At 54.9% G+C, this 24,824-nt stretch carries 18 protein-coding genes and 1 riboswitch; of the genes, 7 read left to right on the forward strand and 11 right to left on the reverse strand.

Features of this window, described 5'->3' with window-relative positions; genetic code table 11:
• Nucleotides 1-38: 38 nt before the first annotated feature.
• Nucleotides 39-179: a hypothetical protein gene (locus tag CBE72_RS20065; RefSeq protein WP_157929038.1), complete on the forward strand. Its 141-nt coding sequence runs from the start codon at nucleotides 39-41 to the stop codon at nucleotides 177-179.
• Between the two features lie 29 nt (nucleotides 180-208).
• Here the strand turns inward: CBE72_RS20065 and CBE72_RS04845 are convergent, their stop codons facing one another.
• Nucleotides 209-469 (reverse strand): DUF5062 family protein, encoded by a 261-nt coding sequence (locus tag CBE72_RS04845; protein ID WP_100142543.1) that lies wholly within the window; start codon nucleotides 467-469, stop codon nucleotides 209-211.
• Between the two features lie 652 nt (nucleotides 470-1,121).
• Here CBE72_RS04845 and CBE72_RS04850 point away from each other — a divergent pair.
• A complete protein-coding gene (locus tag CBE72_RS04850) occupies nucleotides 1,122-1,757 on the forward strand; it encodes a class I SAM-dependent methyltransferase (protein ID WP_100142544.1) in 636 nt (211 codons plus the stop codon).
• 107 nt (nucleotides 1,758-1,864) lie between these two features.
• On the opposite strand, the gene CBE72_RS04855 is transcribed toward CBE72_RS04850, so the two are convergent.
• The 8 genes from CBE72_RS04855 to CBE72_RS04890 all read right to left on the reverse strand — a co-directional run bounded on the left by CBE72_RS04855 (nucleotide 1,865) and on the right by CBE72_RS04890 (nucleotide 11,485).
• Nucleotides 1,865-2,305, reverse strand: coding sequence for a nitrate reductase cytochrome c-type subunit (locus CBE72_RS04855; protein ID WP_100142545.1), 441 nt, complete (start codon nucleotides 2,303-2,305; stop codon nucleotides 1,865-1,867).
• Nucleotides 2,302-3,240, reverse strand: a complete 939-nt coding sequence (napH, locus tag CBE72_RS04860; protein ID WP_100142546.1) for a quinol dehydrogenase ferredoxin subunit NapH — start codon at nucleotides 3,238-3,240, stop codon at nucleotides 2,302-2,304. The genes CBE72_RS04855 and napH overlap by 4 nt, the downstream gene beginning before the upstream one ends.
• Nucleotides 3,237-3,980 (reverse strand): ferredoxin-type protein NapG, encoded by a 744-nt coding sequence (gene napG / locus CBE72_RS04865; protein ID WP_100142547.1) that lies wholly within the window; start codon nucleotides 3,978-3,980, stop codon nucleotides 3,237-3,239. Before napG ends, napH begins: the two co-directional genes overlap by 4 nt.
• Nucleotides 3,981-3,990: 10 nt before the next feature.
• Nucleotides 3,991-6,474, reverse strand: coding sequence for a nitrate reductase catalytic subunit NapA (gene napA / locus CBE72_RS04870; protein ID WP_044735123.1), 2,484 nt, complete (start codon nucleotides 6,472-6,474; stop codon nucleotides 3,991-3,993).
• On the reverse strand, nucleotides 6,471-6,770 hold the full coding sequence (locus CBE72_RS04875; RefSeq protein WP_025889977.1) for a chaperone NapD: 300 nt from the start codon (nucleotides 6,768-6,770) through the stop codon (nucleotides 6,471-6,473). The genes napA and CBE72_RS04875 overlap by 4 nt, the downstream gene beginning before the upstream one ends.
• Before the next feature lie 257 nt (nucleotides 6,771-7,027).
• On the reverse strand, nucleotides 7,028-8,224 hold the full coding sequence (locus CBE72_RS04880; RefSeq protein ID WP_100142548.1) for a lipocalin-like domain-containing protein: 1,197 nt from the start codon (nucleotides 8,222-8,224) through the stop codon (nucleotides 7,028-7,030).
• Nucleotides 8,224-10,827 (reverse strand): ABC transporter permease, encoded by a 2,604-nt coding sequence (locus CBE72_RS04885; protein ID WP_100142549.1) that lies wholly within the window; start codon nucleotides 10,825-10,827, stop codon nucleotides 8,224-8,226. Before CBE72_RS04885 ends, CBE72_RS04880 begins: the two co-directional genes overlap by 1 nt.
• Nucleotides 10,820-11,485: an ABC transporter ATP-binding protein gene (locus CBE72_RS04890; protein WP_100142550.1), complete on the reverse strand. Its 666-nt coding sequence runs from the start codon at nucleotides 11,483-11,485 to the stop codon at nucleotides 10,820-10,822. The genes CBE72_RS04885 and CBE72_RS04890 overlap by 8 nt, the downstream gene beginning before the upstream one ends.
• 354 nt (nucleotides 11,486-11,839) lie before the next feature.
• Nucleotides 11,840-11,940, forward strand: a riboswitch (glycine riboswitch).
• Nucleotides 11,941-12,057: 117 nt separating this feature from the next.
• Here CBE72_RS04890 and CBE72_RS04895 point away from each other — a divergent pair.
• The 3 genes from CBE72_RS04895 to CBE72_RS04905 all read left to right on the forward strand — a co-directional run bounded on the left by CBE72_RS04895 (nucleotide 12,058) and on the right by CBE72_RS04905 (nucleotide 20,234).
• Nucleotides 12,058-13,419 (forward strand): alanine/glycine:cation symporter family protein, encoded by a 1,362-nt coding sequence (locus CBE72_RS04895; protein WP_100142551.1) that lies wholly within the window; start codon nucleotides 12,058-12,060, stop codon nucleotides 13,417-13,419.
• A 394-nt stretch (nucleotides 13,420-13,813) separates the two neighbouring features.
• On the forward strand, nucleotides 13,814-19,111 hold the full coding sequence (locus CBE72_RS04900; protein ID WP_100142552.1) for a PAS domain S-box protein: 5,298 nt from the start codon (nucleotides 13,814-13,816) through the stop codon (nucleotides 19,109-19,111).
• Nucleotides 19,112-19,202: 91 nt separating this feature from the next.
• Complete coding sequence (locus CBE72_RS04905; protein WP_100142553.1) at nucleotides 19,203-20,234, forward strand: response regulator; 1,032 nt, start codon at nucleotides 19,203-19,205, stop codon at nucleotides 20,232-20,234.
• 58 nt (nucleotides 20,235-20,292) lie between these two features.
• Here CBE72_RS04905 and ygfZ read toward each other — a convergent pair whose 3' ends face one another.
• Together ygfZ and serA are read right to left on the reverse strand one after the other, a co-directional pair.
• Nucleotides 20,293-21,258, reverse strand: coding sequence for a tRNA-modifying protein YgfZ (ygfZ, locus tag CBE72_RS04910; RefSeq protein WP_100142554.1), 966 nt, complete (start codon nucleotides 21,256-21,258; stop codon nucleotides 20,293-20,295).
• Between the two features lie 99 nt (nucleotides 21,259-21,357).
• Complete coding sequence (serA, locus tag CBE72_RS04915; protein ID WP_100142555.1) at nucleotides 21,358-22,587, reverse strand: phosphoglycerate dehydrogenase; 1,230 nt, start codon at nucleotides 22,585-22,587, stop codon at nucleotides 21,358-21,360.
• Between the two features lie 158 nt (nucleotides 22,588-22,745).
• On the opposite strand from serA, the gene CBE72_RS04920 reads away from it, so the two are divergent.
• Nucleotides 22,746-23,351 (forward strand): DUF2238 domain-containing protein, encoded by a 606-nt coding sequence (locus tag CBE72_RS04920; RefSeq protein ID WP_100142556.1) that lies wholly within the window; start codon nucleotides 22,746-22,748, stop codon nucleotides 23,349-23,351.
• 210 nt (nucleotides 23,352-23,561) lie between these two features.
• Complete coding sequence (locus tag CBE72_RS04925; protein ID WP_100142557.1) at nucleotides 23,562-24,227, forward strand: helix-turn-helix transcriptional regulator; 666 nt, start codon at nucleotides 23,562-23,564, stop codon at nucleotides 24,225-24,227.
• Nucleotides 24,228-24,824: the final 597 nt, after the last annotated feature.

A 24,824-nucleotide genomic window follows, 5' to 3' on the forward strand; every position in this document is an offset into this window, starting at 1 on the left:
TTAATTTGATCAGCGTCCCAAGTAAAGAGGAAAAGTCGATGAAAGCCTATCAAGGTTTGTGGGTTAGCTCCCTGTGGCAAACTGCCACTGAAACTGAGGAACACAAGGCCAAGCCAGCCAAGGCCAAGTCCCAGAGTTTTTGGAAGCTGATGTTCCACAAAAAAGCCAAAGCAGTCTAAAGTGACCCGGCCCGTGCCGGGTTTCTTTTTTATTGCAGCAGTGGATGTTCTTTGGGCAACTTGCCACTGATCCACATTACCAACCTATGTTTCATATTCGGGCCATCCTCTTTATCCAATGGCAAAGGGCCTATCAATTTGTCTTGCACCAAGAGACGATAGACACACTCAACTTTCTCTTTCTCCGGGATTTTATCTCCCAGGGGCGCGAAACCTCGTTTGAGTGAATAACCCAGGCCTATCTCCAATGCCAGTTTCAATAAGGCGGCTTCGTTCTTATGCTTTTTCATCGGTATCGCTCCCGGCTAATGCCCCGGTTTGGGCCTGCCTCTAAACTAACCTAAAGTGGCTGAGATTACATTTGAAAATCCTGCAACCCCTTGTTTCGTTCTTGTCAGCTGATTTGAGCATACCCCGGCTTGGGGCCGAGTTTTGATGTCTTACGTCAAATACCCAGACAAGATGTTCGGAAAAGGCCTTTTACGGCACAGAGCCTATGACATCGTGAGCGTCCGAGTTATTGAGCTAGAACCAAGGCGGGGGAGCAGACTGTTAAACCGGGCGGTCAGAGTGGCGTCAGCGGGGAGGATTTCACGGTGTGCCGAGAAGTCGCCAGGACGAAAGTTTGCGGCAGGCGTTGGGTGAAACTCTCTGACTTTCGCCTGTGCCTTGGGGAAAAGTGATTGTTGCGTCTAGCCAACTAAGCTCTAGGAGCCGGAGACGGGGTTTGTTAGAGTAGGCGCAGTTTTTGGCGGCGGCTGTTGCGGGAAAGTGTGAAAGTTCCAGTCCGATAGCCAATCGCCGAGTCAAAGTATTGAGCCAGGCACTGAGCCAAAGCCCTGAGTTAGAGCTATGAGTTAGCGCTCTGAGTTAAAGTCTTTAGGCCAAGGCTGTAAAACCAAAGCCGTTAAACCAAAGCCGTTAAAGTGAACCGAGTCATAGATGAATCCATGCCCCTTGTGTGCCAACACCCAGCCTAAGCAGATAGTTCCCGCCAGGGTTGCCAGACGTTATTTTCTCTGCCCAGAGTGTCGGCTCATCTTTCTCGACCCTGTGCATTTGCTGCCCTTGAATGAGGAACAGCAGTTTTACGATACCCACGAGAACAGCATTGACGATCCCGGCTATGTGGGCTTTTTGCAACGCCTGTTGACGCCGGCGATGACCTTTCTGCGCCCGGGTATGCAGGGACTGGACTTTGGCTGTGGTCCTGGGCCGACACTATCAAAACTCCTGGCCCGGGAAGGGATAGCGTGTGACGATTACGACCCGCTGTTTTTCCCTAATCCATTGCAGGCACAGTATGACTTTATTCTCTCCAGCGAGTGTTTCGAGCATTTGCACAGGCCTGCCGCCGAGATAAGCGCGCTGCTGGCACGTCTGGTTCCGGGGGGCTATTTAGGCATAATGACTGACCGCTGGCAGAGTGAAGCCCAGTTTTATGACTGGCACTATACCCGGGATCCTACCCATTGCAGCTTCTTCCATCGTGCAACCTTGGACTGGCTCTGTGAGACGTTTGCTTTGAACTTATGTTTTGTCGATGAGCGGCGGATTGCCATCTTTCAGAAAAACTGAGGCATCAAAGTGAGGGGCTGGAAAGGGCAGGCAAGCCCCAATCCCTTTGGGGCTGTACCTTGAAACCGGGGCGCCTCCAGGAAGCAGCGACCCGGTTTTTCTCGCTATCAGTTGGCAGCGCCAGTGCTGAAGTTATTTTCCACCAGCGGCTGCTTGTTATCGGCCTGAGGTACATGGCACTGGGTACAGAAATAGTTCTGTCCATTGAGGGTGCCCTTGTCGTCGATAACATGGGACTTGGCCACAGGCGTTGCCTTCATGCGCTTGGCCTTGTTCCAGTCATGGCAGTTCATGCAGCTGTTTTTCTTCAGGCTGATGGGATAGTCGGCCTTGTGAGGAATGAGTGGCGGCTGCTCGGCGTAGTTACGCTCTATGGTGTTGCCACGCATTGGATAGGAAGGCATGGCATCGGCCGGGCGTACAGAGCTAATCTCTGCATCGCCACCGCCAAGAGAACTGACGTTAACCGGCTGAGCCGTTTCTGCCTGCTGTCCTGAGCAGGCGCTGAGTGCCAGCAGCATCGCGGCTGCGCTGAGTGTTTTTTTCATTGCTTGTTCTCCGCCTTGGTGGCAATTCGGTTGCAATCTATTTTGTTGGATTTCTCTTTGGCTTCACCCTTGGGTGATAGCCGGGTTAATGGCGTATCAAACTCAAAGACCTTCTTGGCACAGACATCGATACAGCGGCCGCAGAGGGTGCAATCGGTACTGGTTATCGTTGGGTTGCTTCCCTTGAGGGCGGGTTTGAGCACCTGCCGTTCGGGACACACGGTAAAACAGTCCATACAGTTGTTGCAGTCGTTGGCTCTTACCGCCTCGATATTGACCAGTCGCAGCTTGCCCAGCAGGCTGTAGAGGGCGCCACTTGGACACAGGTGGCTGCACCAGGCGCGCTCGCTGACGAACAGATCCAGCAGCAGTATCGCCAGTAGCAGCCACAGGCCACTGAAGCCACCGAACAACAAGGCCCGGTAGGCTACGGGAACTGGGTTGAGCCACTCCCAGGCCAACAGGCCGGTCAATGGGGGCAACAGCAACACCAATACCAGCAGATAGTAGCGCAGCGACCTTGGCAGCTCGGGCAATCTGGGCAGGCCCAACTTGCGTCTGAGCCAGGCGGCGGTATCTGTCACCATGTTGACCGGGCAGACCCAGCTGCAGAACACCCGTCCACCCAGCAGGCCATAACCCAGGGCGACAATGGCGGCGCCGAGCAGTAGGCTCAGTTCCGGCAGATGGCCACTGGCCAAGCTCTGCAGCGTCACCAGCGGATCGGCCAGCGGTACTGTGTCCAGCAACAGACTGGCCGACAGGTTGCCTTTCAGCAGCCAGAGGCCAAACAATGGTCCTATGGCAAACAGCAGCAAAACGCTCAGTTGTGACAGGCGTCTGAGCAGCAGGAACCTGTGTGCCTTCCACCAACCCAGGGTGGCGATGGCATCGGCGGCAAAGGCGTCTGAGCTTTGGTTTTTTCTTCGACTCATATTGCCCCTCCGTTACCCAGTCCAGGCAGCCCTTGATTGAGCATCTCCAGGGTGGTCTTTTCCGTGTCTATATAAGTGTCGTGCTCGGCGGTCTTGCCGCTGGCGAGCTTCTGCGGCAGCACCTTGATCGCTGGTTCTTCCAAAACGCAGGCATGTTCACACTTGCCGCAGCCGGTGCAGATATCGGCATGCACGGTAGGAATAAACATGGCGTGGTGGCCACTGCGCTCATTGCGGGCACGCTCAAGGGTGATGGCCTCATCGATGAGCGGGCAGACGCGGTAGCAGACATCACATCTCAGGCCTTTGAAGTTAAGGCAGTTTTTCTCATCTATTAGTACGGCCGTGCCCATTCTGGCATCCTCGATTTTCTCGAGGCCGGTATCCAGAGCCCCACTGGGACAGGCGCGGGTACAGGGAATGTCCTCGCACATCTCACAGGGGATACTGCGGGCGCTGAAGAAGGGCGTGCCTGTGGCTGCCCCTTCAAACCAACGCGCCAGTTTCAGAGTGTCATAGGGACAAGCCTCGACACAGAGACCACAGCGAACACAGGCCGAGAGAAAGGCGTCCTCGGCGAGGGCGCCCGGGGGACGTATCGCCTGGGGCGCCAGCGACTGGGACTTGGCCAGCGCTGATATCCCCAGCCCGGCCAACCCCATCACACAGCCGGCTTTGGCCGTGGTCGCCAGAAACTGGCGACGATTGATGTTATTGACACCATTGCGTTTGTCACCCATTACTGCTGCCTCACGCCTTCATCACTTTGACCGGACACTTCTTGAAGTCTGTCTCTTTGGACAGAGGGTCGGTGGCGTCCAGTACCAGCTTGTTGACCAATTGACGAGCATCGAAGAAGGGCATGAACACCACACCTTTGGGCGGCTTGTTACGGCCCTTGGTTTCAACCCGGGTCTTCACTTCGCCGCGAGGCGAGGCGACGATGACTTCATCTCCACGCTTGAGGCCACGGCTCTTGGCATCATCAGGGTGCATGAAGATCTGTGCATCCGGATAGGCGCGGTACAACTCGGGCACCCTGGCGGTCATTGAACCTGTGTGCCAGTGCTCCAGCACCCGACCTGTGCTCATCCACAGATCATATTCACTGTTGGGTTCTTCGGCGGCCGGTTCGTAGGGCAGGGCGAAGATCACCGCCTTGCCATCCGGCTTGCCGTAGAACTGATAGCCTGAACCCGGTTTAACGTAAGGGTCAGAACCTTCAACGAAGCGGCGCAGGGTTTCCTTGCCATCCACTACCGGCCAACGCAGACCTCGGGTTTCGTGGTAGCGGTCGAACTGGGCCAGATCGTGACCATGGCCGCGACCAAAGGCGGCGTATTCTTCGAAGATCCCCTTCTGCACATAGAAGCCGAAGTGTTCGGATTCATCGTTGAGCTCGGCCTGACAGTCGCTGGCGGGGAACTTGTTGATCACTCCGTTGGCGAACAGCACTTCATAGAGGTTCTTGCCGGCGTATTCAGGTTTCTTGGCGATCAGCTCGGCGGGCCAGACTTCCTCTACCTTGAAGCGCTTGGCGAACTCCATCAGCTGCCACAGATCCGACTTGGCGCCTTCAGGGGCTTTCACCTGCTGGTGCCACATATGGGTGCGGCGCTCGGCGTTACCATAGGCACCTTCTTTCTCGACCCACATGGCGGTAGGCAGGATCAGGTCGGCCGCCATGGCGGTGACTGTTGGGTAGGGATCTGACACCACGATAAAGTTTTCCGGGTTACGGAAACCGGGATAGATTTCATCGTTGATGTTGGGGCCGGCCTGCATATTGTTGGTACACATGGTCCAGTAGCAGTTGAGCTTGCCGTCTTTCAGCATCCGGCTCTGCAACACGGCGTGGAAACCCGGCTTGGGCGGAATAGTGCCTTCAGGCAGCTGCCAGGCCTTTTCTGTGATGGCGCGGTGTTTGTCGTTGTTGACCACCATGTCGGCGGGCAGACGGTGGGCAAAGGTGCCGACTTCACGGGCGGTACCACAGGCTGAGGGTTGGCCTGTGAGAGAGAAGGGGCTGTTACCTGGAGTGGCAATCTTGCCGGTCAACAGGTGCAGGTTATAGAGCATGTTGTTGGCCCAAACCCCACGCACGTGTTGGTTGATACCCATGGTCCACAGGCTCATCACCTTGACCTTGGGATCGGCATAGGCCTTGGCCAGCTCCAGCAGACGCTCTTTCTCCACGCCGCTCATTTCGCTGGCGTATTCCAGAGTGTAGCGGCTGACAAACTTGGCGTACTCATCGAAGCTGATATCGCTGAACTTGCCGTTACCCGGATTCTTGGCTTTTTTCTCCAGCGGATGATCCGGACGCAGGCCATAACCTATGTCATCCACACCCAGGGCAAACTTGGTGTGCTTGTTGACGAAGTCCTTGTTGACCGCGCCGTTTTGGATGATGTAGTTGGCGATATAGTTGAGGATAACCAGATCGGACTGAGGCTTGAACACTATCGGGTTGTCGGCCAAATCGAACGAGCGGTTCTCGAAGGTAGACAGTACATGTACCTTGCCGTCGGGGTGGCTCAGACGGCGATCCGACAGGCGGGCCCAGAGGATCGGGTGCATCTCGGCCATGTTGGCGCCCCAGAGCACAAAGTGATCGGCGGCTTCCAGGTCGTCATAACAACCCATGGGTTCATCGATACCAAAGGTACGCATAAAGCCGACCACGGCCGACGCCATACAGTGGCGGGCATTGGGGTCGATATTGTTGGTGCGGAAACCTGCCTTATGCAGCTTGGAGGCGGCGTAGCCTTCCCAGATGGTCCACTGGCCTGAGCCGAACATGCCCACAGAAGTCGGGCCCTTGGTGTTGAGCGAGTGCTTCCACTTTTCTGCCATCACATCGAAGGCCTTGTCCCAGGTCACCGGGGTGAACTCACCGTCTTTGGCGTATTGGCCGTCTTTCATCCGCAACAGTGGCGTGGTCAGACGGTCTTTTCCGTACATGATTTTCGACAGGAAGTAGCCCTTGATGCAGTTCAGGCCCTTATTGACCGGGCTCTCAGGATCACCCTTGGTGGCGACGACCTTGCCCTCTTTTGTGCCTACCAGCACAGAGCAGCCGACACCGCAGAATCGGCAGGGGGCCTTGTCCCATTTAATATTGTCTTTCTGCTCAGCGGCTTCGACGACTTTCACTGGCAGAGTGACTCCAACGGCCGTGGCGGCGGCAACGGCGGCGTTGGCTTTAAGAAACTCGCGGCGGCTTATGCTCATGGTGTTTCCTCACTCTTTATTTCTTTTGTTTGACTGACAGGCTCAGAATCGACCTGATGATAGATAAGACTGCTGGACAGTATCCCGGGCAGACGGTTGATTGCTTCGACGTTATCCAGGATCTCGCCCTGGCTTTCGCCTTCGAGGGTGACTACCAATTTGCCTTCTGGGCTGCTGGCGTGGACTTCGGCGCCTTCAAGGGCCTGGATGGCAGTGGTCACCGCCTCCAGGGTTCCCGGAGCGGCATGCACCACCAGACTGGTGACATGGTATTCCATCTCTGTTTGTTGCTTCATTGAGGCTCACCTCGACAGGTAAGGGCGACTGGCACGGCATAGGCCGAGTCACCGGAACTGAATCAAAGTCTAGACCTCATTAAAAATGTGGGTATACCTCTTGAGAGGTAATGAAGGCGATTGGCGATCCGGATCAACATTTTCAATGTGATCTGAATCTAAGTTTGAAATTTAAACAGATTAGCCGCTTGACTCCTGCAATATTAATGCAACGCCATTTTGATAATAGTTCTTGTTTACTACCTAAAGTGGGTTATTCAATAGCCGGTCAGCTCCATATAACCCATGCCGGTTTGTGTGCCCTTGATGGTGATTGGCCCCTCCCAGTAGGGGATAGACAGGTTCATGGCGGCATTGGGATTGAGGGCTTCCAGAGTCAGTGACAGAGATTCTCCCGGCAGCTCCAGTTGCCAGGCTACAGGGTAACGACCGCTGGCCGTTTGTTGCCAGTTCTTGACGCTGAGACTGATATCATCGAGCGCCAATGGGTGGCCACTGCCGTCGGGATACATGCGCTTGCCGCTGAAAAAGGCTTTATTTTCCTGCTCTCTGAGCTGAAACAGCATCAGGGCCGAGCCGTCATCGAGCCGCAAGGCGAACCAGTCCCAGCCCTGTTGGCCGCGACTGAGAAACTCTGAGCTCCACTCCCTATCGAGCCAGGCATTGCCGGATACCTGCAGCCATTGCTCCTTGTGGCGCACTCTGCCTTCGACCCGAATAAAGGGCTGGCTGTAGTAGTAAGAGGCCACAGTGCCAGCGGCATTTTTACGGCTGAAACCCTTGTCTCCCTGAATCTGAAGCTCGGCTTGGCTATCGAGTTGCAACTCGAAGGCAAAGTCCTCTTCGCTGACCTGTAAACTAGCGGGAAACAGCCCGCTATTGGGGCCGCTTGCCGCCCGGCTTTGCCAGCGCCAGTTATCGAGCCAGACCCTGAGCGGCAAGCCCACGGCTCCGGCTTGAGCTTTGTCCTGGGTTCCTTGGGGATGGGCCGCTTTGCCTTGGGCTTGGGGCGCGGCAAGTGCGCCCCTGGCCCAGCGCTCGGCGCTTTGGTGACTGTTTTGAAAACTGAGTGCGCTGTGAGCCATATAAAGCTGATTCGTCGCCCAGGGAGAACTGGATTCAGGTTCATTCGGGGAAAGGGCAATACGAAACTGAGTCCATTGCAGTCCGAGGGGCTCACCGCTTTGCGTGGTCAGATTGGCGGTCAGATACCACCACTCCTGGCGAAAGCCGGGGTGGGACAGGTGATCATCCGGAAACTGCAGCGCCGCGTCTGGCTCGACTTTCGCATAACCTTCGCTCGCTGTCCCCATCACCCGGCTCATGGCCCGCGAGTCTTGCTGCTGAGCCTGGTCTTGATGAGCCTTATCGCAGCCGCTCAGCACAGCGCCGCTCAGCAGTAGACCCGCTAACAAGGGCGCTACGGCACGCCACCGCATTGTAATCAATCGCATTAGAGCACCTCCTGTTGCAGACTGGAGACCAAAGAGCGGCGGCTCTGCCAATAGAGGGGAACTATCACCGCCAGGATGCAGCACAGCAGCGACAAAAGCACCACCCGGCCATAGGCCAGCCAGTCCCACTGCATGGCTATGGTCCAGCCGAAGGCCTGCAGCGTCACCTTATGAATAAGCAGGTAACCGAGAATCGCCCCCATGGGCAGGGCCAACAGACAGGTGAGCAGCACTACCAGCAGCATCTGCAATAGCAACATGGACAAAAGTCGACCACGGGTAAGCCCGAGCGAGCGTAACATGGCGAGGCTCGCCTGGCGGGACTGGGTGAGCATCAGCACAGCACTGAAAAGCCCCACGGCGGCCACCAGTAAGGTCAGGGTGTTGAGTACCAGGGTTATGCTGAAGGTCTTGTTGAAGACCCGAATCGCCTCGTCGCGAATTTTTTGCTGGCTGTAGACCTGTATCGGGCTGAGTCCGAGCTCTTGAATAAGGGCGCGCTCGAGGGCGGCAATGCTTGTGAGTCCTGCCCCCTTGGCGCTTTCTGCACTTGTTGCTATGCCACTCACCGCCAGGCTAACGGCTTCAGTTGGCAGCTTAAGCTGTTGCCAGAGGGATTGCGCCAGCAGGACCTCACCCTTGGGATTGCCATAGTCGTAATAGATGGCGCTGATGGGCAGGGTCAGTGGTGTCTTACATTCCTTATCCGGGCAGAGGCTGAGCTGGTCGCCCGGCGCCAGCCCCAGCGTCAGCGCCAAGGGCTCGCTGATAGCCAGAGCCTGGCCTTGGATCACCGTCAGCAGCGCTTGCTGTTGCTGGTTTTGGGCTCCTTGCACCTGTTCCTGGGAAGCAACTTGTTCCTGGAAAGTAACTTGGGCTGGGGTCTTCAGCGCCGTGGTGCGCGCGATAGAGTCGGCGTCCCGGCTGATAAGGTTTATCTCCAGCGTATTGCCGCTCCCCTTGGCATAGAAGGGCGCCTGCCATTGGTAGAAGTGAGCCAGTCCGGGGGCTTGCTGCTTAAGAAAATGCTCCAGATTTGCCATATTGCCGGCGCCCGGACGGATATAAAGCTCGGCATGCAGGCGGGTATCGAGCCAACTTCTGAGGGTCTTGTCAAAGCTGCCTACCAGGGTATTCATGGCGATATTGGCACACAGGGCCAGTAGCAGCGCCATCATGGCCAGCGCCAGCGGTGCCACCAGCTCTCGGGTATCGGCGATGGCGTACTTGCTGAGCCCGGACGGAAACAGCCGCGCCAATAGCCCGAGTAAAGACTGCAACAGTTGCGGCAACAGCAGCGGGATAGCCAGGGTCAAGAGCCCCATCAAGCCCAGGCTGCGTTGGTGGGTTTGGCTCAAGGGGTAAAGCAGCGCCGTCAGGGCAAGCAGCGCAACCCCGATGAGAAACAGGCGTTTGTGCATGCTTCTGTGTCTGTGGGCATGCCATTGGCTCTGGGTATTTTGTGCCAGGCTCTGATGACACAGCTCAAGATGCAGGGGCACGCAGGCCAGCAGTGCGGCGATAAGTGTCAGACCGGCGCCTTCGGCCAGCCATTGCCAGCGCCAATTCCCCGGCAGCAGAGTCGCGCCATAGAGCTGCTCCAAGGTCAGCGCCACCATAGGCTGCAGCCACTGGCTGAGCTGCAGCGCCAGAATAAAGCCGCTGGCCGAGCCAATGAACACCAGCAACAACAACTCCAGCAGTAGCGCCAGCATCAGGGCGCGCCGTCCCAGCCCCTGCTTGAGCAACAAGAGCAACAAACGGCGGCGTTTCATCAGGCTGTAGCGTACACCGTTGTAGGCGATAAACAGCCCCACCACGAAGGCCAACATCCCCATGGCGTTGAGGTTCAAATGAAAGCTGCGGGTGAGCGCGGTCAGGGCGGCGCCCTTGTCCTGCTCGCTGATATTCAGCTTATCCAGCGGCAGTCCGCTTTGCTTGAGTCGCTCTTTGAGCCTTTGCGGTTCGCCAAAGAGGGCGATATAGCTGAGGGTGCCCTCGCGCTTTAATAGTTGCTGGGCCAGCGAGATATCCAGATAGAGGCGGTTACCGAGCTGCTCTGAGTCGGCGAGCGCCAGCACTTCGAGCGTGCGCCCACTGAGGGACAGGGTTGGCGGCGCCTTGAGTCCTTGATGCAGGCTGTCACTCATGACAATGATGGGCTCTCCGGCGAGCAGTCTATTCAAGGGCAGATGGTTGCGGCCATTGCCCCTTTGCTCGAAGGTGCCGAGGGCGGCAATGATATCGCTGCCTTCCACTTGCCACTGGCGGCCCTGAGCGTCGTCAAGGACGCCGCTGATCACCGGCAGTGCTTGGATGCCGCTTTGGCGCAGCTGAAAATAGAGCGCTTCATCGAGGCTGGCCCCGCGGGCCTTGGGGGTGATAAACAAACTGGCTTGTTGTCCCAGGGCTTCGCCCGCCTCACGGTAGCTGTTGATGGCGTTGTCATTGGTGGCCTTGACGCCAATCAGCAGAGTCACCGCCAACACCACTCCCAGCAGTATGGCGCCGGCCTGCAGTGGCGCCTTGCGATAGTGGGCCAGGGTGACTTTCAGGGCCTGCCAGGCCAACTTGATTGTGGTCAGCGCCCCTGTGTCATTCATGAATGCGCCCTTGCTGCAGGTGCCAGCGGCGCTGCATATAGGCGGCGGCCGTTTCGCTGTGGGTGACCATAAGAATGGCACTGCCGGCATCGGCGGCGAGAGCGCACAAAAGCTGCATTACCTCATCACCGGCGGCGGCATCCAGGTTGCCCGTCGGCTCATCGGCCAGCAGCAGTTCAGGCTTATGGGCCAAGGCGCGGGCAATGGCGACTCTCTGCTGTTGACCACCACTGAGGCTTTCGACTTCCCGGTTTAACAGTGGCGTCAGCCCCAGTGCCTGCACCAGGTGATCGCACCAGGTTTGCCAGCCTTCACCGAGCAGCGACAGGGGAAAGAGAATATTGTCGCGAACATTGAGCGGCGTCAGTAGGTTGAATTGCTGGAACACCACCCCCAGATGGCGGCGACGAAAGGCGCTCCACTGTTTGTCCTGCCAGCGGCTGCTGTCTTGACCTGCCAGCAGAATTCGGCCCTGATCCGGGTGCTCAAAACCGGCTATCAGATTCAGCAGTGTGCTCTTGCCGCTGCCACTGGGGCCGGTCAATGCCACCGTCTCACCGGGTTTGATCTCCAGGCTGAGATTTTCCAGCACTCTGTGGGGGCGATCGCCATCCAAAAATCCTTTGCTTACCCCTTCCAGCAACACCTGGCTCTGCATTTGAACTCCTGTGAACCGCAGTAATCTGCTACAGCATAACAAGTTTTTTCAATCGGTGAACTCGACTTTCAGCTGCCATTGCGGTTCGAACTCAACTGAACTCACCCACAGGAGTTTGGGGCGAGGTCAAAATTTTTGCAGTAAACAGGGCGTGAGTCGGCTTTGCCCCTTGAGCCGGAGGCCATTTAGGCGCAAACTGTGCCACCTGCCACGAATAACGTGGCAATCCGTTCGGATGAAGGTAGCAGGAGAGTGGGGAATCGCCCCCACACCGACGAGGCAATTTCCACCGGTTAATCCGGTTGGAGGTACTCTTTCAGGTGCCGGTCAGCATTGACGGCGTGGACTGTTACTGGACGAGCCTCTGGAGAGACCGGGCATGCCCCGGCGCCGAAGGCGAAAGTGCTGGCTTAGGCCAGCGCGAAACGCTCAGGCAAAAGGACAGAGGAGAGGATGATTGCACCGCCTTGCCTCTGGTGATCTTTCGCTTTTGGCCTCTGCTGCCGCGGTTTCGCAGCCATTTCTTTTCCTCCTCCGTTTATTAATTTAGATGTTTAATAACTGAGGAATCTATGGATTTTCATGCACTTCTTACCCAGATAAACAGCATTGTCTGGGGACCTGTCACCCTAATCTTGCTGGTGGGAACCGGTGTTTACCTGAGCTTTAGACTGGGATTCATTCAACTGTTGCGTCTGCCGCTGGCGCTGCAATTGCTGTTCAAACCCGCTAATGGCAAGGGGGAGCTCTCCTCTTTCGCTGCCCTCTGTACCGCACTGTCGGCCACCATAGGCACGGGCAATATTGTTGGGGTAGCTACCGCCATTAAACTCGGTGGCCCCGGAGCCCTGTTCTGGATGTGGGTTGCCGCCCTTTTTGGTATGGCTACCAAGTACGCCGAGTGCCTATTGGCGCTTAAGTTTCGTACCACTGACTGCCATGGCAATATCGCCGGTGGCCCCATGTACTACATAGAAAAAGGCTTAGGGCTCGGTTGGTTGGCCAAGCTGTTTGCGGTTTTCGGTGTCGGTGTCGCTTTTTTCGGTATCGGGACTTTTGCTCAGGTCAACGCGATTTCTGAGGCCATGACCATCGCCTTTGATGTGCCAGCCTGGAGCACGGCCGTGGTGCTGACCTCGCTGGTGGCAGCTGTGACGCTAGGGGGGATAAAGCGGATTGCGGCTGTGGCACAAAAGTTAGTGCCCACTATGGCTATAGGCTATGTGGTTGCCTGTCTTTGGGTGCTGCTGAGTGCCAGTGAGGCGATCCCGGATGCGATAGCGCTGGTGCTGCATTCCGCCTTCAATCCGGTGGCGGCGACCGGTGGCTTTTTGGGGGCCGGTATCGCCCTGGCGATTCAAACCGGGATTGCTCGTGGGGTATTCTCCAACGAGTCGGGTTTGGGTAGTGCCCCGATAGCGGCGGCAGCCGCCAAGACCAAGGAGCCGGTTGAGCAGGGGCTGGTGAGCATGACGGGCACCTTCTTCGACACCATTATCATCTGCACTATGACGGGTTTGGTGCTTATTCTTACCGGTGTATGGAGTGGTGATACCGCCGGAGCCGGTATGACCAGCGCCGCTTTCTCCAGTGCTACTACGCCGCTGATTGGTCAGTATTTGGTAACCGTAGCGCTGGTGTGTTTCGCCTTTACCACCATTCTTGGCTGGAACTATTACGGCGATCGCTGCTGGAGCTATCTCACCAAGGGCCGCTGGATCCCACTCTATCGCTGGATTTTTCTCGGACTTATCGCCTCGGGCGCCTTTATTAAGCTGGATCTCATCTGGCTGCTTGCCGACATAGTCAACGGCTTGATGGCGATACCCAACCTGATTGCCATCATAGGTCTGCGCCATCTAGTGCTGGCAGAAACCCGCAGTTATTTTCAGCGGCTGAGTGGCCGAGATGAGGAAGCCGTAGTTCAGTTATGACATTTCCACCCGTTTGAAACCGGGAGGAAGACAGGAGTCGTTGCGAAGGCCGCTGGTTTCTAGTGGACCAAGAGGTGGCAACAAACAATCCGTTGTCGTCATTCAAACCAGCCGCGGAGGTTCAGCTCGAACCTCCGCGGCTTTGTTTATTGGCGGTGTCGATTTTTACTTGTGGGAATCGGCGCTGGTTGTTGATGATATTTACTAAACTTGAGCTGCCTCACTTGTTTAAAACCATGGCTAGTGCTTAAATTGTAAGGTTATTTTTTAATCTCTAATCAGTTAGTTGACCTCAGTCTCCTGATGTTCTTCGGCGTTCATTGCCCAAGAGAGTGTGCCTGACTACAGGGTGTTACTCGCAGCCCTCTAAAAAATTCATCAGAGAAGCAAAACTATGCCGGATACCGCGACACTCAGGACTTTTCGCAGCCGTATATTGCTACAGATAGCCATTCCGTTAATCACTATCATGACGGTGGTCTCTGGAGTGACCGGCTGGTTTAATTATCAGGATGAAGAGAAGGCTTTCTTCACCGATTTGGCCGAAAAGGCTGACTTTGCCGCTAAAAGGCTCGAGTTTGAGCTGTCTTTAGCACAGCGGGATACCCAAACACTGGCCTTTGATCTGGGTAATCTCGAGTCCTTTGAACACTTGTTGCAACCCGGCAACCTCTATCATCTTCTTACTGAAAGATTGCATCGTAACCCCAACTTTTACGGCAGCGCCATCGCCTTCCAACCCGGGGTTTTGGACGGTCAAAAACGCTTCGCGCCCTATGCTTTCCGCCAGGATCTTTCTATTGCGACCATGGACATAGGTCAGGAAGCCTACGATTACACCAGCGGTGAGTGGGCTTGGTGGACCGAAGCACTCAAGCTGGCGGATGGGTTTTGGACTCCCCCTTATTTTGATGAGGGTGCCGGCAATACGCTGATGATCACTTTTTCACAGCGCTTTGGTGGTGAAGCGGCGCCATTGGGCGTGGTTACTACGGATCTGGCTCTCTCCAGTCTACCTGCTCGTTTGGGTATAGATCCTAAAAAGCTGTTGGTGCTGGATAACCAGGGGCATCTCATCTATCACCCGGACAATAATCTTAACCGCAGCGCTAAACTGGAAGATTGGCTCGCCAATACTGCCGAGGGCAAAGAAGCGGCGCAGCATGTCTATGCCGCCGACACCCCCGAGGTGGCCTTGAGCGATCTCAATGATGTGCAGTATTTAGCCAGTGTCGCCAGAGTGGCACCCTTGGAATGGCGGGTATTGGTGATTACCCCGCAGAAGCAGTTATTGCGTTCTTTCCTGAAAAACTTCAGTTCTCTGACGATTAACCTGTTGCTACTGGCGATGATACTGCTGGTCACCAGTTATTGGAGTGCCAAGCGTCTCACCCAGCCTCTGGAGCAGTTGGAGGCCGGGATAGTGGATTTCAGCAAGGGGTTGATCAAACGTTTGCAAAAGCCCGAAGGTGTGGTGCGGGAGATTGCGACTCTCAGCAATAAATTCAATGAGATGGCTGAAATTCTCGAGGAGAGGGAACAGGCGCTGCTCGACTCCCGTGGTAACAGATTTGCCAAACTTATCGATGGTATGAGTGACAAGTCCTTCTACTGCTCTATGGATCCCAACGGTGCCATAGTACAGGCCAGTGATGGGGTGGAGAAGGTCTTGGGTATCACTCCAGAGGTGCTCAGGCGCAAGTATCAGCGGCTGTTTTCCAGCAACAGCATCAACGAAGCCAACTGGCAGTATATGGAGCGGGCGTTGGCCGGAGAGTCCGTGCCGCCACATCAGGTGGAGCTGGCCGATGTCGAGGGCGGGCTGAGGCGTTTGGATCTGTTTATGCAGCCTCTGCTCGATGATGAAGGTAAGCTGATTTCGGTAGAGATGTTGTTCAATGATGTCACCGAGCAGTTTTCTGCCGCGGCCTGGGCCAATGCCGTGCTGGAAGCGGCGCCAGAGGCGATGTTGATTGTCGATGAAGGCGGCATGTTGGTGTTCTCTAACAGCCGCTGTCAGGAACTGTTCGGTTATGACGCCGAGGAGATGCTCAAACTCAATATCGACCAACTGCTGCCGGAAGTGGACCGGTTGGAGCATGCGGCTAAGCGCCATGCTTTTGTAACCGAGGGCAAAGAGCGCATGATGGCCAAGGGCAAGGCGCTGCAGGCACTCAAGTGTGATGGCTCCCAGTTCCCGGTGCAGATAGGTTTGAGCCTGTTGCCGGTCGATCATCAGGGTAAACGTCAGGTGGCGGCATCGATTCGGGACCTGACCGAGCAACTGGCGGTAGAACGCAAAATTCGCGAGAGCGAGAGCCGTTTTCGCGGCCTGGTATCCAATATTCCCGGCGCCGTTTATCGTACCCGGGTCGATGAACAGTGGACCATGGAATATGTCAGCGACAATATCACTGAGATAAGTGGTTATCCGGCCTGGCACTTTATCGATAGCAAGAAGCGCAGCTATGGCTCCCTGGTCATAGATGAAGATAAACAACTGTGTATCGATACTATCAACTCGGCTCTGGCCGAGCAGCAACCCTTCGATGTCGAGTACCGGATTCGCCACCGGGATGGCGCTGTGCGCTGGATCCATGAAAAGGGTAAGGCTACTTATGACGAAGACGGTAATCCGCTGTGGTTTGATGGCAGTCTCAATGACATCACCGACAGCAAGCTGGCTCAGGAAAAGATGGAGCAGTCACGGGAACAACTGGAAACCATCACAGAGTCTGTGCCCAGCACTGTGTATCAACTGTTTTGGCAAAGCCCACAGCAACGCAGATTCACCTTCCTTTCCAGCGCCGCCATCGCCACGCTGGGGCATCACAAGAATGAGGTGATGGCCGACTTTGAGCTGGTGGCCGAGCGGATCGTTGCCGAAGACAGGGACAGCATTATTCGTCTGCTTTCGGGTGAGAATGGTCTGCAATGGATCAAAGAGTTTCGCTACCAACATCCTTCCGGTGAGATGCGCTGGCTCGAGGCCGGTGCCAAGGGCAGTAAGCAACAGGATGGCATGCTTTGGAATGGCTATCTGACCGATATCAGTGGCCGTAAGGCGATGGAAACCGAGCTGGCCCAGAGCGAGGCCCACTTCCGCGCCCTGTTCGATAACGCAGGTATAGGCATAGTCAACCTGGATGATCGCGGCAACATAATGGACTGCAACGGCCAGTTCTGCACTGATATGGGGATGAGTGCCGAGCAGCTGAAACGTCGCTCGTTTGCCGACTTGATGGCGCCTGAAGATAGAGGTAATGCCAGCGAACTGTATGAACGGCTGAAGCGGAGTGACGATCACAGTGTCAGCGGTGAGTGGCGCCTGCTCAGTGCTTCGGGCGAGCCTATGTGGATGGCAGTCAACGCTTCTGAACTCGAGGAAGATGAAGTACGGCAACGCTCCGTCGTCATGAGTATTGCCAACATCACCCGCTTGAAACTCTTGTCCAACGAGTTGATGTTGGCCAAGGAAGATGCCGATGCCGCCAACAAGGCCAAGAGTGACTTCCTTGCCAATATGTCCCACGAGATCCGCACCCCGATGAACGCCATTATCGGCATGTCTCAGCTGTGCCTGCAGACCAAGCTGGATCGCAAACAGCGTAATTATGTGGAAAAAATCGAACGGGCGTCGCAATCCCTGCTGGGGATCATCAATGACATTCTCGACTTCTCCAAGATAGAGGCCGGCAAGCTGGATATCGAAGTGGTGCCGTTCCAGCTCGACAGCATTCTGGAAGATCTCGGGGATATGTTCTCTGAGCGCGCCGCCGACAAACAGCTGGAACTGCTGTTTGCTGTGGCCCCAAGCGTGCCTAGTCACTTGGAAGGTGATCCGCTGCGTCTCGGTCAGGTATTGATTAACCTGATGAATAACGCCATTAAATTCACTGAACGCGGTGAAGTGATGCTGTCGATAACCGAGCTCAGCCGTGAGCAGGATGAAGTGATCCTGAGATTCGCGGTGCGCGACAGTGGCATAGGTCTAACGGCCGAGCAGCAGGCCAGATTATTCAAGTCTTTCAGCCAAGCCGATACTTCTACCACCCGTAAATACGGCGGTACCGGGCTTGGGCTGGCGATTTCCAAACAGCTGGTGGAACTGATGGGCGGTGAAATCGGGGTTGAGAGCCAGTTTGGCAACGGCAGCTGTTTCTTCTTCACTGTGCGTCTCAAGGTGGCGGACAACGATGCTTTGAATGTAGAGCAGGAGCTGGAGGGCATGCCGATTCTGGTGGTCGATGACAACGGCACTGCCAGAGATATCTTGCGTACCACGCTCGAGAGCATGGGCTTTGCCGTCGATTGCGCCCGCAGCGGCATGGAGGCACTGGATAAGGTGAAGCGCCAGTCCTACAAGATGGCCCTGATCGATTGGAAGATGCCTGAGCTGGACGGCATGGAAACCGCGCGGCAAATGTTGCAGTTAAAGGAGCCGCCGCTGATCCTCATGGTGTCGGCTCATGCCAATAGCGATTTTATCGAACAGCTGGAGCGGCTCGGGTTGAATGGCTATATCACCAAGCCGGTCAGTGCCTCCAGGCTGCTCGATGGCATCATGCTGGCGCTTGGGCGTCAGGGGCATATTCCCATCAGACGCAAGGCCTTGGATCTCGAATCCCTGCAACTGGCGGCGCTTGCCGGCAAGCGTGTGCTGCTGGTGGAAGACAACGAGATGAACCAGGAAGTCGCGACCGAGTTTCTCGAGCAGGTAGGCATAAACTTATCCATTGCCGAGAATGGCCAGATAGCACTGGAGAAGTTGGCGCAGCAACCGTTTGATCTTGTGTTGATGGACTGTCAGATGCCGGTGATGGATGGATATCAGGCCACAGAGGCACTGCGTAAGATGCCAGGGCTTGAGCAGTTACCTGTGATTGCCATGACGGCCAATGCCATGGCCGGTGATAAGGAGATGTGTTTGCGAGTCGGCATGAATGATCACATCGCCAAACCGATAGAAGTCAGTCTCTTGTACCAGGTGTTGTTGCAATATCTGACCGGTGGTTCAAGGCTCGGCTCACCGGAAAACGCTGAGGTCGGCGAACCGAGTGAGGAAAAAACTGCCCATTTAGTGAGTTGGCCAGAACAGGAGAGTCTGGATATCGATCGGGGGCTGCAGCTGGTGCAGTATTCTGAGCGCCTCTATCGACGCATCTTCGAGCGTTTTCTCACCAGTCAGGGTAATGTCGGTAAACGGATCCGCAAGGCGCTCAAGGAGCAACAGCAGGAAGAAGCCGTTCGGGCGGCGCATACCCTAAAGGGGTTGGCAGGTAACCTCTGTTCCGAGCCTTTGGTGGAAGAGGCCAGGCAATTGGAGGCTAAGTTGGCGGCTGGTGAAGCGTGTGAGCAAGAGTTGCTGGCGGTGGAAACCCGGGTCGCAGCCATTGTTGAAGCCATTGCAACCTGGATAGGTGATAAGCCACAAAGTGATCCTCAGAAGGAAGCTGATGCCGCCGAGGAGATGGATACCGAGGCGCTCAAAGCGGCGCTGGTGCAGTTGTTGCAAACTCTGGAAGACGCCGATGCCGATGCCGTTGTTCAGCTGGAAGCCTTGAGCCGCCGGGTGAGTCAACCTTTGTGGCAGCGCCTGAAACCCGTCAGCAGCATGGTCGGCAGCTATCAGTTTGACGATGCTGCCGACCTTATTCGCGAATTACAACAAGAGCTGAACGAGGCGGAATAAGCCTGACTATACTCAACAGATAATTACGGGCTACGGCGGAACCTGCCGTGCCGAGATGTAAATCGGTGTCTGGAGCAAGAGGGAGATAGGGATGGAAAAAGCCACTGTGCTGGTGGTGGATGATACACCGGAGAACATAGATATTCTGGTGGGGATCCTTGGCGACGATTATAAACTCAAGGTGGCGATAGATGGTCCCAGAGCCTTGGCGTTGGCACAAAAGACTCCTCCGGATCTGATCCTTCTGGATGTGATGATGCCGGGCATGAATGGCTATGAAGTCTGTAAGCGTCTCAAGCAGGAACCCATGACCAGCCATATTCCGGTGATCTTTGTCACCGCCCTTTCAGATGTTGCCGATGAGACCCAAGGCTTTGATTTGGGTGCTGTCGACTACATCACTAAGCCTGTCAGCGCCCCGATAGTCAAGGCCAGGGTGCGTAACCACTTGGCCCTCTATGATCAGAAACGTTTGCTGGAGCAACAGGTACGCGAACGCACCCGTGAGCTGGAGCAGACCCGCTTCGAGATCATTCGTCGTCTGGGCCGCGCCGCCGAATATAAGGATAATGAGACCGGCTTGCACGTTATTCGCATGAGCCATTATGCCAAGTTGCTGGCACAGCAGGCCAAGCTGCCGGACCACTTTTGCGAACTGCTCTATAACGCGGCGCCCATGCATGATATCGGCAAGATAGGCACGCCGGACGCTGTGCTGAAAAAACCGGCCAAACTGGATGCCGAAGAGTGGCTGATCATGCAACAACACGCCGAAATCGGCGCCGAGATCATTGGAGAGCATCCTGATCCTCTGTTGCAGATGTCCCGGCGCATTGCGCTGACCCACCACGAGAAGTGGGATGGCTCAGGTTATCCCAATGGCTTGAAGGGACAGGAGATTCCCTTGGAGGGGCGGATAGTCGCTATCGCAGATGTCTTTGATGCCCTGACCTCGATTCGCCCTTACAAGAAGGCCTGGAGCATAGAAGATACCATGGCGCTACTGGAGTCCGAGGCGGGAAAACACTTCGATCCTGAACTGGTGGAACTGTTCAAACAGATACTGCCTCAGGTGATTGAGGTGCGAGATACCCATATGGAAACCGAGCCTGGCGCCGAGTAGCGACGAACGGCAGATAAAAATAAAGGCGCCGAAGGCGCCTTTATTGGGTCACTCATTGTTACTCCTGCTCTTCCAGAGAGTAGGGCAGAGGCAGTACCGTCAGTTCGCTATTTTCATCATCGGCGATGCGGAATTGGGCGCCGACTTCAGTGTCATTGGCCAGCACTGCGGTCAGCAGTAACTCGCCATTTCGTTGTACGGCTTCAATAATGCTACCGCCCTTACGAAAACCTTCATCCAACGCCATTTCCAGCGTGGTTTCTGGGGTGACATCGACAGTCGCTTTACCCTTGAGGATATAGAGGGCTCGCTTGTTGCCGCCGCGATACTTCATTCTGGCCACGGTTTCCTGGCCCATATAGCAACCCTTGGTGAAGCTGATGCCATTGATGGCCTGCAGGTTGCACATTTGCGGTACAAACTGGCCCATGTGTGATGCCGGCAGGTTAGGGTAGGCGGCGAGGATTTCCAGCTCTTGCCAGGCACTGGCATCGACTAGTGGCTGTTGCTGACACAAGGCTTCGGCCTGGGCCTTGGGCAGTACCAGAATAAAGCGTTCGTCGTCCTGTAGCACTACGCCGCCATCGAAGGTGCTGACTTGTTGCTCGGCGTTGAAGCCCGGGAACTGTTCAGCCAGCCAAGCGGCTGCCTTGGCGCCGGCAACACCCAGAAGGCTGTAATCGTCACTGGCATCGACCAGTTCGGCCTTACTGAATACCGCATATTTCTTTAGTTGCGGTAGGTCGGCAGCCAGGGTATCTCTTGGCATCATCAACATCAGAGCATCACCCAGGGCAAAGGTTCTGAAGCTTGAAAGCATTTTGCCCTTGGGATCGCAGTGCGCACCCCAACGCCACTCCTCGGCCGTGAGAGAGCTGATATCTGTGGTGACCTGACCGTGAATAAAGCTGCGGCCCTGTTCACCGGTAACGGCGAGCAGACCCAAGTGAGAGAGACGGGAAATAAGCAGATCCGGAATGCCGGCATCCAGTGGCCAATCGGGCTGAGAAACGCAAATGCTCATAACAAGATCCTGAGATTGAAGGCATTAAGAGATCTGCGATTGTAGCGGATTTAACAGAAATAAACAGGGCGCCAATGGCAATATGGCGCCCTGTAAAAATCAGAACAGCAAACGAGTACGGATAGTACCTTCAATAGACTTGAGTTCTGTCAGGGCTTCTTCCGCCTGAGTGGTATCCACTTCCATTACCACATAACCTATGGTCGGCGTGGTTTGCAGATACTGGGCGGAGATGTTGATACCTTTCTCCGAGAACGCCTGGTTAATCTTGATCAGAATACCTGGGCGGTTGTGGTGAATATGCAGCAGACGGGAGGCATCTTTATGCTGTGGCAGCGATACTTCCGGGAAGTTGACCGCCGACAGGGTAGAGCCGTTGTCTGAGTATTTGGCCAGCTTACCGGCAACCTCAATACCAATGTTTTCCTGGGCTTCTTCTGTGCTGCCGCCTATGTGTGGGGTCAGTAACACATTGTCCAGGCCGCGCAGCGGGCTTTGGAATTCATCTGTGTTGGACTTGGGCTCAACCGGGAACACGTCGATAGCGGCGCCCGCCAACTGTTGCTCCTTGAGGGCTACCGCCAGAGCATCGATATCTACCACTGTGCCACGAGAAGCGTTGATCAATATGCTGCCTTTGCGCATCATGGCCAGCTCAGCTTGGGCAATCATCTCTTTGGTCTGTGGTGTTTCAGGCACATGCAGGCTGACCACATCGGCCTGAGACAACAACTGTTCCATTGAGTGTACTTGCTGAGCGTTACCCAGCGGCAGTTTGTCTTCGATATCGAAGAAGATCACTTTCATCCCCAGGGTTTCGGCGAGTATCCCAAGCTGGGTGCCGATATGGCCATAACCTATGACCCCCAGGGTCTTACCGCGGGCTTCGAAGCTGCCATTGGCGCTCTTGAGCCAGCCACCGCGATGGGCAAGGGCGTTGCGCTGCGGAATACCGCGCAGCAGCATGATGATTTCACCGAGTACCAGTTCGGCCACGCTGCGGGTATTGGAGAAGGGTGCGTTGAATACCGGAATACCCAGTTGCTCGGCGGCTTTGAGGTCGACCTGGTTGGTGCCGATACAGAAACATCCAATGGCAACCAGCTTTTCGGCTTGCTGTAATACTTCTTGGGTCAGTTGGGTACGGGAGCGGATTCCGACGAAATGGGCATCTTTGATCGACTGCTGCAGCTCAGCGCCGGAGAGTGATGCCTTGTGATACTCGATATTGGTGTAGCCAGCCCGTTCCAGCACATCGACGGCTGATTGGTGGACGCCTTCCAACAACAGGATTTTAATTTTATCCTTGTCCAGCGAGTGTTTCGCCATGATATAGGTACCCTCTTGATTAATAACTAATGTACGTATGCTATGATGCTTTCGCTCATGCCCAATCAAAGTAGCACTTTTTTAAGATGAAGTGGAGGGCTAGATGGCTAAAGTATTTATTCCTAATTGAGAACAATCACAGGTAAAGGAAAAGTGGCTTGAAAAACACGATTATTTGGCTGGTTATTTATTTTGCAGTACTTATCTGGTCGGCCATTGCTCCCAAGGATGATTTTACTTGGTGGTTGGAGGCATTGCCGGGAATGCTGGCGCTGCCGATACTGTTTTTTACCCGCAAACGTTTTCCGCTGACCACACTGGTCTATGGCTTGATCTTGGTGCACTGCCTGATCCTGTTTGTTGGGGCTCACTACACTTATGCCGAGGTGCCGTTGTTTGATACTTTGGCGCAGTGGATGGGCTCTGAGCGCAATAACTACGATAAGTTGGGTCACTTGGCGCAAGGGTTTATCCCGGCCATGATTGCCAGGGAGATACTACTGCGTAATCAAGCTGTGAAGCCGGGTGGCTGGTGTACCTTTCTGGTCAGTTGTTTCGCTCTGGCCTTGTCGGCCTTTTATGAATTGATTGAATGGTGGGTAGCCGTTGCTACCGGAACCGGCGCCGAGGCTTTTCTCGGTACCCAGGGCTATGTCTGGGATACTCAATCGGATATGCTGATGGCCTTGGTCGGTGCCCTCGCCGCTTTGATGGTTTTATCCTCATTTCATGACCGTCAATTGAAGCGCTTTGTTGGTGATTGATAGGCATGGCTCAGACTTTCGTCTGTTATCTTTACAAGATTTCATCTGGTAATACGATTAAAGGTTGTTAGAATCATACTTTATGGTGATGAAAAACTGACACTATCGGGTCAGAATCATCCAATACATTTTGTATAAGCTCATGTCAGTTGATTAAGGAAGTTACCCCTTTAGGGGTATGAGTGAGACTTTTCAGGGAGAAGAGTAAATATGAGTAGTATCAATGAGTTGGTTTTTATAAATCAGGTGGCCGCCCCTTGTCATTTAGCCATTTTGGCCGAGTCAATCGGTCTCAAAACCCGCATTATCCGCCATCCGGAGCAGTTGGAACCGCAGAAAAACGATAGTACTTTCTATCTAATATCTCAGAAGGGGTCCGCTTTGGACAATAAGGGGATCCCCTTATTGGCTGGTCGCCTGGTGTCCCATGTGCCAGTTGCCCTCTATCAGGTTGCCAGGGGGTCACTGGATCAGGAATCTGCCATGTTGCTGGGGATCCGTGGGGTGCTTTATTCAGATCAACGCATCGATCTTATGCTTACTGGCCTGCGCAAGATGGTGGCCGATGAACTCTGGTACGACAGAACTCTTATCAGCAAGATGTTCCGCAAGCTGGTCAAGACATTGGATGCTGGTAATGAGATATCCGCCGATACGGTTTCCATGCTGCAGATGTTGACTCGGCGTGAGCGTACCATTATTCAACTGGTTTCCAGCGGTGCCCGCAATAAAGAGATAGCCCAACGTCTGTGTATCAGTGAGCATACGGTCAAGGCACATATCTCATCAATTTTCCGTAAGACGCAATCTCGTAATCGAGTCGAATTATTGCGTTGGGTCCAAACCTATCAGAGCCATTTCGATCTCATCAGTTGAGTTGGCGTCATATCCAAGTGGAACTCGGCCCCTAATGGGGCTTGTGTATGCTTTGATGGCTTTTATGTAAACCAAGTCAGTGGAAAATTCCTCTCAGAGTGCCGCATCGCCGCTACTTGGCGCTGTTTTGCGTCTCGGTAATGGCTTTCAGCCAAAGCTATGATGGCCGCTGTGCCTGCGACCTGAAGTCGTGGGGCTTAAGCATTCCAATCTGTCCATAGCTTGCGCTCATGAGCACACTCGTCACCGGCGAACGTTCGCCCTCAGCTACGTTATTTGCGCCAACGGCTGTCGGCGACACCGAGGAGGGATTGGAGCAATTCTGTGAGAGCTAACTTGTTTGAAGCTACCTATATACCTGCAGACATACGCCTATTTTCCAGGCACAGGCGGAACTGTGACCGTCGAAAACAGGGCCGAATTTTGTTCCTGACAAATTCGGCATTTCCTACGTCCATGTAGGTCAGATGTTTTCGTCGAGGCTACCACCGCATTTGTTCCAAACAAATGTCGGCATACACTCCATCCATGGAGATAAGGGATGGGTTCACAACAACTTCCCTGTTTAACGGCCAGCTCACCGTCCCTGGCTCGCGC

Source organism: Shewanella carassii (assembly GCF_002777975.1).
Classification (GTDB): Bacteria; Pseudomonadota; Gammaproteobacteria; order Enterobacterales; family Shewanellaceae; genus Shewanella; species Shewanella carassii.